The following is a 12,150-nucleotide window of genomic DNA, read 5'->3' as shown; positions in this document are numbered from 1 at the left end:
GCTTATGCTTTACCATTCTTATTTCAGCTTATTTGGAAAGGACTTTTTGAACCTTATCAATTGCCCAATCTAGATCTTCTTCGGATATAACAAGTGGAGGAGCAAATCGAATAACGTTCTCATGTGTTTCTTTGCATAGAAGGCCTTGTTCCTTTAATTTTTCGCAATAAGGACGGGCAGGTCCATTCATCTCTACCCCAATAAAGAGACCCCTTCCTCTTATTTCCTTGATATCATCATTATTAATTTCCCTTAATTTCCCCATGAAATATTCCCCAAGTCGTAAGGACCTCTCAACAAGGTTTTCTTCTACAATAACGTCAAGGGCTGCAATGGAAACAGCACATGCCAATGGGTTCCCCCCAAAGGTTGAACCATGAGATCCTGGTTCAAAAACCCCCAGTATATCCTCATTGGCACATATAACAGAAATTGGCATAACACCTCCACCTAGTGCTTTACCTAAAATATACATATCTGGTTCTACATTCTCCCAATCACAAGCAAACATTTTTCCAGAGCGTCCTAAACCTGCTTGAATTTCATCTGCCACATATAATACGTTTTCCTCTTTACAAAGCTTAAATGCTTCCTTTAAAAATCCTTCTGGGGGAATATTTATTCCCGCTTCCCCTTGGATCGGCTCGAATAAAAATGCTGCTGTATTTGGAGTTATTGCTTTCTGTAGCGCCTCAATATCCCCAAATGGAATCACTTTGATTCCAGGAAGCATAGGACCAAAATCTTTCTTGTAAGCCTCATTTGACGACAGGGAAACCGCTGTCATCGTTCGTCCATGAAAATTGTCTTCACAAACAATGATCTCTGCCTGATTTTCTGGAACACCTTTTATCCGGTATGCCCAACGACGTACAGCTTTCACTGCTGTTTCAACTGCTTCCGCCCCTGTGTTCATTGGTAAAACCATATTTTTCTTAGTCAACGCTGAGACCTTCTCATAAAACTTCCCTAATTGATCATTATGGAAAGCACGTGAAGTCAAAGTAATCCGGTCTGCCTGATCTTTTAAAGCTTGAATAAGTTTTGGATGACGATGCCCCTGGTTAACTGCTGAATAGGCACTGAGCATATCAATGTACCGGTTCCCTTCCGGATCTTCCACCCAAACTCCCTCTGCCTTTGAGATTACAATTGGTAGCGGATGATAGTTTTTTGCTCCATACTTTTCTGTTAGGTTAATAATTTGTTTTGTTTCAGACATCCAGCACACACCCTTCGACACAACTTATTTTGGTTTAGTAAAGGAAGAGACTAAAAAGTCTCTTCCACTAAAAATTAAAACGTTTCTGATACAGTTTTTGGTTGTAAAAAGTTTAATAGATAATCAGGTCCACCTGCTTTAGAGTCTGTTCCGGACATGTTAAATCCACCAAATGGATGATATCCTACAATCGCTGCTGTACAACCACGGTTGAAATATAGGTTACCAACATGGAAATCTTGACGAGCTTGTTCTAAATGATCTCTATTATTAGAGATAACCGCACCAGTAAGACCATATTCCGTATTATTAGCGATATCAATCAGTTCATCAAAATCCTTTGCTTTCGAGAATGCAACAACTGGTCCAAAGATTTCCTCTTGCATTAGTCGCGCCTTTGGATCAACATCGGCAACTACTGTAGGTTTAATGAAATAACCTTCAGAAGAATCCCCTTCACCACCAGCAAGGACCTTGCCTTCTTGCTTTCCAATTTCAATGTATTCCATTACTTTATTAAATGCAGCCTGATCGTTAAGTGGTCCCATAAAGTTAGAATTATCTTTAAACGTTGGTCCGACCGTTAATTCTTTTGTTTTTGCTACTACTTTTTCAAGAACTTCATCATATACGTCCTCATGAATTACTGCACGGGAACAAGCGGAACATTTCTGTCCAGAAAACCCGAATGCAGAATAAACGATAGATTCTACAGCAAGATCAAGGTCAGCTTCATTATCAACGATAATGGTATCCTTTCCACCCATTTCCGCAATTACACGCTTCATCCAGATTTGACCTTCTTGTACTTTTGATGCACGTTCTGCTATTCGTAGTCCAACTTCCTTTGAACCTGTGAAATTAACAAATCTTGTTTTTGGATGATCAACGAGATAGTCACCGATAACAGATCCGCTACCTGGAATATAGTTTACAACGCCTGCAGGAAGACCTGCTTCCATTAATACTTCCATAAATTTATATGCCACAACTGGAGTTGTTGTTGCTGGTTTTAATAGGATAGTATTCCCTGCTACCACTGGACCAATCGTAGTTCCTGCCATAATCGCAAACGCGAAATTCCATGGAGAAATGGTGATCCCTACACCTAATGGAATATAATTAAATGTATTGTGTTCAATTGGCCGAGAGTTTATTTCTACTCCATCTTTCAAACGCAGCATTTGTCGTGCATAATACTCCAAGAAGTCAATACCTTCCGCAGTGTCTGCATCTGCCTCTTTCCAAGGTTTTCCAGCTTCGTACGTTAACCACGCTGAGAATTCATGCTTACGACGTCGGATAATTGCTGCAGCTCGGAATAATATATTTGCACGGGCAGCAGCATCCCATTTTCTCCAAGAATTAAATGCTTCATTTGCTGCCTGCATCGCTTGTTCAGCAAGCTCCTGGTTAGCTTTTGATACGTACCCAACAATCTCCTTTTTATTAGCCGGGTTTTCAGACACGGTTTTATCCGCTGTCATGATTTTTTCTCCACCAATAATGAGAGGATATTCTTTCCCTAGCTCACCTTTTACGTATTCTAATGCTGCCTGATATTCCTTTATGTTTTCTTCCACCGTAAAATCTGTAAATGGTTCATGTTTGTAAGGTACTACCATGGACTAATCCACTCCTTTAATAAACTTTTTTTGTTATTATTTTTACACTCTAATTACTAATGCAATTTCCGTGCCAAAATATAAACACTGCAACCACAACCCTTTTAAGTTTTCCAGGGGCAAAAGTTTTTTGCACTGAAAAATATTTTTGCCCCTAATCGCAAAATTTGTTTGCCCCTTCCGGAAAACACCTTTAGAATAAGAATATATCTTTTGAATAGAGGGAGGTTATCCATGCACCAGTTAATAACATTACCAACCTTACATCCTATCTATATGCAATTGCTAGATTCTCTTGATATTGGTATACATGTAGTTAACCATGAAGGGACCTCGGTCATATACAATAAAAGAATGTCAGAAATGGAGGACATGGATAAAAAAGATGTTCTTAATAAAAATATAATGGATATCTTTCTATTTAATTCAGAAGAAGAAAGCCGCTTACTTCAGGCATTACACAAAGGTTCTATCCGAAAAAATGCAAAACAGACTTATTTTACTTATAAAGGGCAAGAAATTACAACAATCAACAATACTTATCCCCTCATTCATGAAGGATTAATCATAGGTGCTGTGGAAATCGCTAAAGATATTACAAAACTAGAGCGTTTATCCCGTGTCACTTCATTAGAAAAAGTAGGAGCTAAGTTCACTTTTGATCAGATTATTGGTAATAGTAGAGCAATAGTAGAGGTTATTGAAAATGCTAAAAAAGCAACGCGAACCACTTCTTCCGTTCTCATCATTGGGGAAACTGGAACAGGGAAAGAGCTTTTTGCGCAAAGTATCCACAGTGGCAGTGATCGTTCTTCTAAACCATTTATTAGTCAAAACTGTGCGGCCTTACCAGATACATTGATTGAAAGTATACTGTTCGGGACAGTAAAAGGTGCTTTTACAGGGGCTACAGAACATCCAGGTCTCTTTGAACAGGCAAACGGTGGAACACTTATGCTTGATGAAATTAATTCATTAAGTGCAACACTCCAAGCAAAATTATTACGTGCCATTCAGGAAAAAACTATTCGTAGAATTGGAGATACAAAGGACAGGCCAATAGATGTTCGGATTCTGGCCACCATGAATGAGGACCCCCTCCGAGCAATACAAAAAAATAACCTGCGGGAGGATTTATATTACCGACTTAGTGTGGTGAGTATTGTTATCCCTCCATTAAAGAAGCGTAAAGAAGATATTTTTAGTCTGGTGGAGCATTTTATTATGAAATACAATTCCCGTTTTCAGTTGAATGTGCCCGGGGTTTCAGAAGAAATAAAAAATCTGTTTCTAGAATATGACTGGCCTGGCAACGTACGTGAATTAGAACATATGATTGAGGGAGCGATGAATTTAATTAATTACGATGAACAAATTGATTTTTCCCATTTACCAACACACGTTCGAACAAAATTCCCGCTCTATGAACTTCCTACTGTTTCGACACAGCCAGTATTGGAAGGGAGTCCACCAAAGCCCCTTCAGAAATATATGGAAGACGCGGAAAAAGTCTATGTGGAGCAAATATTAAAACAAAATAACGGGAATATTACACAAGCTGCAAAGGATTTAGGATTAAGTAGACAAAGCCTACAGTACCGTATAAAGAAACTTCATATTTTAATGAGAAAAGCGTAAGCGCCTATGAATACGAGCGTAGGGCAGTGGAGGAATGACAACAGAAGTCCGCTCTTCGACTTCAGTTGTCACTTCCGAAGTGCCCCGCAGCGAGTAGGCGCTGGAGCTGGACAAATTGCCCGAAGGTGCAAAAACTTATGCTTTCTTACCTTTAAGAAAAGCGTAAGCGCCTATGAATACGAGCGTAGGGCAGTGGAGGAATGACAACAGAAGTCCGCTCTTCGACTTCAGTTGTCACTTCCGAAGGTACAAAAACTTATAAATTCTTTATTTTGAAAAATAGAAACGTCCATACTCATGGACGTTTTCTTTCCTCAATACGACAGTAGCCCCTATGTAATCCCACGTTTTCTCAAATTATTTCCCAGGTAACGATATTATTCACGGATTCTCATGCTCGAGATCTTTCCTACTAATATATTCAAATAAAAATGATTGTCCATTCCTATAAAAACGGGGATCATAAATTCCTAAGGTATCCCCTTCATCCACTACTACAACAAATGGTGCCCACTCATAAAGGGTTTTTGCCTCTGGTCTTTTTTCAAATAATGTATCTAAATCTGCATTTTCATTGCTAGTAAGGGTTACTTCCAACTCATCTTCCCAGAAGAACGAGGCATTATAAATGGATACCTCACCATCTGATTTTCCAATAACAGAAAATGCAGTTGGAATAAAAGATGCCGATAATGCTTTTTCCTCATAATTACTATATTGATTATAAATAATATAACCTTGGAATGTTTGTACAAAAATATGTAGTATAATCACAAACCAAGCTGACCTATAAATGAGATGCTTTGGTATGTCCTTCCTAAAACGGGTAATGACCAATGCTCCTATTAAAATCCCCCAGATAACAAAATCAATAATAGGTATTGTACCAAAGGTCACCCTGACAGAAGAAATCGGTTCAAGATAACCTGTTCCCCAAGCATTAAATAAATCACTAGTACTATGAATAAAAACGGAAAGTGTTGCCATCCAAAAAAAGAGCTGACTTCTTACTTTCCAAATCCACCGGGTCACCCAATAGATGGCTGCCGCAAAAAAAGGTACCATAAAGACAGAGTGAGTAATCCCCCTGTGCCACATCTGATATTGTCCCTCTGTATCCCAAAATTGGGAAACTACATCAATATCCGGGATTTGACTACCTATAATTGTTGTAAATAACAAAGCACGCTTTTCTAGTTTAGAAAAATGACGTTTATCTACTGAACCATATAAAGCTAATCCAAATAATGTATGTGTTATAGTATCCACAGAACCCCTCCAAAAACCAGACTAAGATTCCCACCATCCATACTACTCTATTCAGCCCATTATTCCACATACATATACTTATATAGGTAACCCTCCCCGTGTCTTCCTCTCATAATCTTTTACCGAAGAGAATCTGCCGACTGAAATCAATAAAAGCGAGAAGTATAAAAAATTAGAAAAGCGTAAGCGCCTATGAATACGAGCGAAGTGCCCCGCAGCGAGTAGGATGGAACTAAAAAAGTACCTGAAATAGAATATATTTTTCTATTCAGGCACTTCTATTTTACTGATGATTTAAATTCGGAATTGTATTTTCAACTGATAAATATTCACCCATTTGATAAGGGCCAACGGATTCTATGTCTATATTTTCAAAAATAAGATACTCCACATCATCAAAGTCTGTAGCCGTCAAAAGCATGGATTCAACAAACAGTTCATATTCCTTTGTATCTTCCATTCCACTTCCATCGGAAAATAGAATTCGGATCGTGTCTCCCTCGTGAATGATATCAAACTCAGTATCTTTTGGTATCGGAGAATGGTACCATTCTAACTCGTTAACATTTTTCATCTTTTCAATCGTTTGTTCGAAAGTCAGAAAATCTCCTGTTGGAGTGGTAAATTGCTGTTCAACCGAAACTGAGCGGAATAAATATTGTTCTCCATCCTCTGTTTCGAAAAGGTAATATCCTCGGTTTAAATAGGATATGGGCAAGTCTTCCAACGGCCCATCCTGTCCATAAATAACTCCTGGCTCACCATTAGTTGTCAGTCTTACTTTTTCAATACCATAAAACCCAAATAACTCTTGTATCGCTTGTGTAAGTGCCTTTTGTTCATCTGCACTCATGCTCTCTAAACGGCGATTCTCTGTTGAAAAATCAAGTGTTGCTATGATCCCATCTTCTTGAATCGATACACTTTGAACCCCACTCCAGCTGAATTCTTCTGAGTTCAAAGCGAAGAAAAGGTTATCTTCAAGTGAATCAAAAGCACTTCCTTCCTGGCGTTCTCCAACTAAGAATACATGGGTTTCAATCATATCTCCTTTATCCACTTGAACGGATTTTGGAATTGGTGTATAAATATTGTTCAATCCATCCTCAGGGGTGGTTTCTATCGTACCTTCCATGTCCCCTTCGGTAATTCCTGCAATCCCCATTTCATCTGAACCATTTTCCGGTTGTATTCCTGAAATTTCTTGAGAATCACCATTAGTAAGTTCCGTTCCCCCATCATTCGTATGATCTTCTGTGGAAAATTGCTGATCATTTAAAAATGATGGAAGAATTAATAGAATTAAGAAAACGGCAGCAATGGAAGCTATGGCAGGATAGAACCAAGTTTTTGTTCTTATTTTTTTACTTTTCCTGCTCTGCTGAACTTGTTTATCTTTTAGTTTTGTTTGGATTGCTTGAAATATTTCTTCTTTATTCTGTTTATCTTTCACTGGAGGTAATTGACGAAGATAATCCTCCACTTTTTCTTCATCCCAACCTGATTTCCGTGTCATTCACTTACCTCCTTCCACTCGATCATGTTGCTATTCTCTAAATGTTTCTGTAGTGTTTTAATCGCCCTATGCTGTGTTGTTTTCACCTTACTCTCAGTCCAACCTAAAACATCAGCGGTCTCCGTTATACTTAGGGATTGAATATATCTTAAAATAATAACTTGTTGCTGATCTTCAGAACAACGCTTTAGCATACGGTATACTTGTTGAAGTTCATCTTTTTGGAGAAGGATTTCTTCAGGTAATAGAGCATGATCCTGAAGCTCAAATTCCCTTTCACTCCATTCATATTGTTTTCCTTCCCACTTTCTTTTTTTTCGGCTTTGGCTCCTGATCCAGTCAATTCCAACATGTTTTGCAACCGAATAAAGCCACGTCTTTTCACTACTTTTCCCTTCAAATGATTGAAAGGAATGAAGTACTTTTATATAGACTTCTTGAACAAGTTCTTCGGCCACTTCTCGGTTACGAACCATATAAAATAAATACTGGAAAAGTGTGTGGTGATACGTTTTATATAAACGATCAAATTCCTCTCTCACGCTCTTCCCTCCCTCTCCCAATATTAGTCGATGTTTATATCATTAGGTTACAAAAAAAGTGTCAAACCCAAAAATGGTTGACACTGATTTACAACTATTATTTTGTAAAAACCCACACCCAAAATAATGCCCCGCCAATAAATCCAATTACTAAAAGGAGTAGAGCTACTTGGTAGTTTTTCATAACATCCACTCTTTTCTAATTTATATGTGTATTTATTATAGCAGAAATAAATATATTTTTATCTATATATTTTTTCCTTTAGTTAAATCCCTTCGTTTTGGAACAATATCAAATATTTTCCCTGTTTCAAATAAGGCAATAACATCGGTCAACCAATGATAATAATTCTCTGCTTCTGTTAACTTTTCAATGTCTGTATCTATTTTTTTACTAATATCTTTAAATGTTGTTTCTTGTCTTAATTGGTATAGCATCTCTTTAGTTTCTTGAATAGCAGACATATTTAATTCCGTAGCATTTCTCCATCGATTAATAAAAACATTAGAAAAGGACTTATACCAGTCATCTTCCACTTTATAAAGATCCTTTCTTATACCCCTTTCCCACACTCTTTCGACCATGTTTGCATCAAGCAGTGAACGTATACCTGTACTCATACTTGTTTTACTCATCCCTAATGCTTTACTCATCTCATCAAGAGTCATGGGTTCTTCTGAAAAAAATACGGTTCCATAAAGGCGACCAGCAGATGGTGTGATGTTATATAGATGTATATTTTTTGCTATTTCAGTAATAAATCTATTGCGCGCTTCTTCTAATCGTTCCGATTCTACTGCATAGTTATTATTGCTCGGCATTGCATTGTGAACCTCCTCCACTATCGCTAATTTAAATGGTAGCAAATCTACATACAAGATGAAAGTTACCGTAGAATACCAAAAATTAAGCATCCGTTAGCATTTAAAAGGATTTACTAAATTTATTATGTACAGTTTTAACTGAACAAACTTTTCTAACGATTTAGTAGGAATATACAGTTTGATCATTAGAAAATTAAAGTTTATAGTATAAAAGTCAAGCAATTGGTGAGTAGCAGCTGAGTAATATTTCGTTATCATTTGTTTTTTAGAGAAATGTACGGGAGTATCTTATATCCCTTCTTCTTATAAATTACTAATGTAATAGAATCGGTTAATTGAGATGAAATGAGGTGTTTTTGTGCCAAAAATAAAAGTTCAGAGTTTAACAAAGGTTTTTGGGAAACGTCCTAAACAAGCCATTAAGATGTTAAATGAGAAAAAATCGAAAGACGAGATTTTAAAAGAAACTGGTATGACAGTTGGTGTGAATCAGGCGTCATTTGAAGTGGAAGACGGGGAAATTTTCGTCATTATGGGGTTATCGGGAAGTGGAAAATCTACTCTCGTCCGTCTTTTAAATCGTCTTATTAACCCTACTTCTGGGAACGTATGGATCGATGGAGAAGATTTGGCCCAAATGAATGATCAACAACTCCGCGAAGTTCGCCGGAAAAAAATGAGCATGGTTTTTCAAAAGTTTGGTCTATTTCCATTCCGGACAATCTTGCAAAATGTAGAATACGGCCTTGAAGTTCAAGGAATCGATAAGGAAGGTCGTAGGAACAAGGCTTTAAATTCATTAGAATTAGTTGGATTAAAAGGGTATGAGGATCAATTCCCTGATCAGTTATCCGGAGGAATGCAGCAGCGAGTAGGTTTAGCCCGAGCATTAGCAAATGATCCGGAGGTTCTTTTAATGGATGAAGCATTTTCAGCCCTCGATCCGCTTATCCGTAAAGACATGCAGGATGAACTGCTGGAATTACAAACAACTATGAAAAAAACAATAATCTTTATTACACACGACCTTGACGAAGCATTAAGAATTGGAGACCGTATTGCATTAATGAAAGATGGTTCCATTGTGCAAATCGGAACACCAGAAGAAATTCTTGTTAAACCTGCAAACGATTATGTGGAAAAATTCGTCGAAGATGTGGACCGATCCAAAGTACTCACTGCCCAACATATTATGAAACGTCCGGAGACCGTTAACATTGACAAACACGGGCCCCGCGTAGCACTGGAAAGAATGCAAAAAGAAGGTATTTCAAGCATGTTTGTGGTGGACAGCAATAGACTCCTTAAAGGGTATGTTACTGCCGATGCAGCTTCAGAGGCTCGAAAAAAAGAGATCAATAACTTAAAGGATATTTTACAGAACGATATTCCAAAAGTTGAAAAAGAAACACCGATGGTTGACATCTTTAATATTATTCATGATTCACCAGTCCCGGTAGCAGTTATTGATAATGAGAAATTAGTAGGTATTATTGTCCGTGGAGCAGTGATTGGTGCATTGGCCCGAGATAGCGAGGTGATTTTAGAAAATGAATAGTCTACTAGAGTTTTTACCTAGAATTCCAATCGCAGAGTGGACCAAAGCATTTACTGATTGGTTAACGAGCACTTTTTCATTTATCTTTTACCCTATTCGAACGCACCTCGGTAATTTTATGGGTTGGTCTACGGATCGATTGTCTGAGGTTCCCCCAGTCATTATTATTTTGTTGGTTGTATTACTCGCCTTTTTCATGACCGGAAAAAAATTCGGTCTTGCTGCCTTTTCACTAGTGGGCCTCTGGTTAATTTATAACCAAGGGTTATGGGATCGGTTAATTGAAACGTTTACTCTCGTACTTATTGCAAGTATCTTATCTGTTATTATCGGAGTTCCATTTGGAATTTTAATGTCTAAAAGTAAAATTGCAGAATCCATTATGAAACCAATTCTCGACTTTATGCAAACAATGCCGGCATTCGTGTATTTAATTCCTGCCGTAGCCTTTTTCGGTATTGGTATGGTCCCAGGGGTTTTCGCATCTTTAATTTTCGCAGTACCCCCAACAGTCCGCTTTACAAATTTGGGTATTAGACAAGTACCAACAGAACTGGTAGAGGCAGCAGACGCCTTTGGAAGTACTGGTACTCAAAAATTGTTTAAGGTGGAATTACCAATGGCAAAAGCAACGATAATGGCTGGTATCAACCAAACGGTTATGCTTGCATTATCCATGGTAGTAATAGCATCAATGATTGGTTCCCCTGGTTTAGGGCGAGAAGTTGTATCTGCACTTCAGCGTTCACAAGTTGGTCCAGGGTTCGTGGCAGGTATTAGTATCGTTATTCTTGCCATTATTATCGATCGCTTTACACAAAGTGTAAATACAGCAAAAAAGTAATTTGAAGACTGTTGGTATCTTTTCTATTAGAAAAGTTTCCATATATACTTAAAACAAGAAAAGGGGAGAAACATTTATGTTTGGAAAACTGAATTGGAAAAAAATTGGTCTCGCAGCGGGACTTTCCTTATCTTTATTAGCAGCCGGTTGTGGTGATTCTGGTGCAGATGGAGACAAATCTATCGAACTAGTTTATGTGGAGTGGGATTCTGAGGTTGCATCTACTCACGTTATTGGTAAAGTATTTGAAGACCAAGGTTATGATGTAACATACACACCGATTGACAATGCTCTAATGTGGGAAGCAGTTGCTAATGGAGACGCAGATGGTATGGTTGCCGCATGGTTACCAGCTACTCATGGACCTTTATATGAAGAGCATAAAGACAACTTAGTTGACCTTGGTACCAACTTAGAAGGTGCAAAAATTGGTTTAGTCGTTCCATCTTATATGACAATTGATTCTATTGCGGACCTTGATCAGTATGCGGATGGTCTTGGTAGCACAATTACTGGTATTGAAGCAGGTTCAGGTGTTGTGACAGCTGCAGAAGCTGCAGTGGAAACTGACTATGCCAATTTAGATGGATGGGAAGTCTTACCTTCTTCTAGTGGAGCAATGGCTACTGCTTTAGGAGAGGCCTTTAACAATGAAGAGCCAATTGTTGTAACTGGTTGGACACCTCACTGGAAGTTCGCTTCCTATGACCTTAAATATCTTGATGATCCGGAAGGAACTTTTGGAGATGAAGAGATTATCGCTACAATGGTAAGAGAAGGTTTAGAGGAAGATGATCCTGAGGCATTTACTATTCTAGACCAATTCTACTGGACTGCAGCTGATATGGAAGAAGTAATGCTTGATATTCAAGAAGGTACATCTGCTGAAGATGCTGCTGCTGCTTGGGTAGAAGCAAATCAAGATAAAGTGTCTGAATGGGTAGCAGGAATCGAATAATAACTCTTTGAAAGACGAAGGTATAAACCTTCGTCTTTTTTCAATAGAAAGCACAAACGCCTAGGCGCTTGCGCTTTTCTTATTGTCTAGCTCCACCGCCTACTCGCTGCGGGGCACTTCGGAAGTGACAACCGAAGTCAAAGAGTGGACTTC

The 12,150-nt window shown here is 38.2% G+C and carries 10 protein-coding genes; 4 read left to right on the top strand and 6 right to left on the bottom strand.

All coding sequences use genetic code 11. The features are described 5' to 3' along the window. Positions 1 to 28: 28 nt before the first annotated feature. Entirely contained in the window at positions 29 to 1,222 is a 1,194-nt protein-coding gene (locus tag KS419_RS01395; protein WP_246593595.1) for an ornithine--oxo-acid transaminase, read from the bottom strand. Positions 1,223 to 1,296: 74 nt separating this feature from the next. Continuing rightward, positions 1,297 to 2,847 carry an L-glutamate gamma-semialdehyde dehydrogenase gene (pruA, locus tag KS419_RS01390; RefSeq protein WP_217064310.1) on the bottom strand — a complete coding sequence of 517 codons (1,551 nt, stop codon included), beginning with the start codon at positions 2,845 to 2,847 and terminating at the stop codon, positions 1,297 to 1,299. Between the two features lie 234 nt (positions 2,848 to 3,081). Between pruA and KS419_RS01385 the strand changes: the two genes are divergently transcribed. After that, positions 3,082 to 4,485 (top strand): sigma-54 interaction domain-containing protein, encoded by a 1,404-nt coding sequence (locus KS419_RS01385; protein ID WP_217064309.1) that lies wholly within the window; start codon positions 3,082 to 3,084, stop codon positions 4,483 to 4,485. 381 nt (positions 4,486 to 4,866) lie between these two features. Here KS419_RS01385 and KS419_RS01380 read toward each other — a convergent pair whose 3' ends face one another. The 4 genes from KS419_RS01380 to KS419_RS01365 all read right to left on the bottom strand — a co-directional run bounded on the left by KS419_RS01380 (position 4,867) and on the right by KS419_RS01365 (position 8,634). Beyond that, positions 4,867 to 5,754: a metal-dependent hydrolase gene (locus tag KS419_RS01380; protein WP_217064308.1), complete on the bottom strand. Its 888-nt coding sequence runs from the start codon at positions 5,752 to 5,754 to the stop codon at positions 4,867 to 4,869. 283 nt (positions 5,755 to 6,037) lie between these two features. Then, entirely contained in the window at positions 6,038 to 7,270 is a 1,233-nt protein-coding gene (locus KS419_RS01375) for a GerMN domain-containing protein (protein ID WP_217064307.1), read from the bottom strand. Continuing rightward, entirely contained in the window at positions 7,267 to 7,812 is a 546-nt protein-coding gene (gene sigX / locus KS419_RS01370; protein ID WP_217064306.1) for an RNA polymerase sigma factor SigX, read from the bottom strand. The genes KS419_RS01375 and sigX overlap by 4 nt, the downstream gene beginning before the upstream one ends. Positions 7,813 to 8,058: 246 nt before the next feature. Further along, the gene (locus KS419_RS01365; RefSeq protein ID WP_217064305.1) at positions 8,059 to 8,634 is read right to left on the bottom strand and encodes a GbsR/MarR family transcriptional regulator; all 576 of its coding nucleotides are present in this window, start codon (positions 8,632 to 8,634) and stop codon (positions 8,059 to 8,061) included. A 361-nt stretch (positions 8,635 to 8,995) separates the two neighbouring features. On the opposite strand from KS419_RS01365, the gene KS419_RS01360 reads away from it, so the two are divergent. The 3 genes from KS419_RS01360 (at position 8,996) to KS419_RS01350 (ending at position 11,997) form a co-directional block, all read left to right on the top strand. After that, positions 8,996 to 10,195, top strand: a complete 1,200-nt coding sequence (locus tag KS419_RS01360; RefSeq protein WP_343215013.1) for a quaternary amine ABC transporter ATP-binding protein — start codon at positions 8,996 to 8,998, stop codon at positions 10,193 to 10,195. Then, complete coding sequence (locus tag KS419_RS01355; protein ID WP_217064304.1) at positions 10,188 to 11,039, top strand: ABC transporter permease; 852 nt, start codon at positions 10,188 to 10,190, stop codon at positions 11,037 to 11,039. Before KS419_RS01360 ends, KS419_RS01355 begins: the two co-directional genes overlap by 8 nt. A 76-nt stretch (positions 11,040 to 11,115) precedes the next feature. Further along, positions 11,116 to 11,997 (top strand): glycine betaine ABC transporter substrate-binding protein, encoded by an 882-nt coding sequence (locus tag KS419_RS01350; RefSeq protein WP_217064303.1) that lies wholly within the window; start codon positions 11,116 to 11,118, stop codon positions 11,995 to 11,997. The last annotated feature ends 153 nt before the right edge of the window (positions 11,998 to 12,150 follow it).

The sequence above is a fragment of the Evansella tamaricis genome, assembly GCF_019042215.1.
Classification (GTDB): domain Bacteria; phylum Bacillota; class Bacilli; order Bacillales; family Salisediminibacteriaceae; genus Evansella; species Evansella tamaricis.
Note: the sequence above shows the minus strand (reverse complement) of the source record. Positions and strands in the feature narration are given on the sequence as shown.